Origin of the sequence: Pseudoalteromonas sp. S3178, assembly GCF_005886985.1 — a bacterium.
Taxonomy (GTDB): Bacteria; Pseudomonadota; Gammaproteobacteria; order Enterobacterales; family Alteromonadaceae; genus Pseudoalteromonas; species Pseudoalteromonas carrageenovora.
On sequence record NZ_PNCW01000169.1, the window covers coordinates 1 to 379 of the forward strand.

The 379-nt window shown below is 46.2% G+C and carries 1 pseudogene; it reads left to right on the forward strand.

Features of this window, described 5'->3' with window-relative positions:
• Positions 1-379, forward strand: a pseudogene (locus CWC11_RS20480) (urocanate hydratase); the annotation flags it as partial.

The following is a 379-nucleotide window of genomic DNA, read 5'->3' on the forward strand; positions in this document are numbered from 1 at the left end:
CAGGTGGCCTGGGAGGAATGGGCGGTGCACAACCATTAGCGGCTACCATGGCTGGCTTTAGTGCCTTAGTGGTGGAATGTGATGAAAGCCGTATCGATTTTCGAATAAAAACAGGGTACGTCGATGTAAAAGCGACAGATCTTGAGCATGCATTAAAATTAATAACCGATGCCTGTGTCAAAGGTGAAGCGCTTTCTGTGGGTTTACTCGGTAACGCGGCTGATGTTTTTAGTACCTTAGTAAAAAGTGGTATTACTCCCGATATAGTCACCGATCAAACCTCAGCCCATGATCCGCTTAACGGCTACCTACCACAAGGTTGGAGTATGGAGCATGCAGAAAAAATGCGAATCGATAATCCACAAGCAGTAGTCAAAGC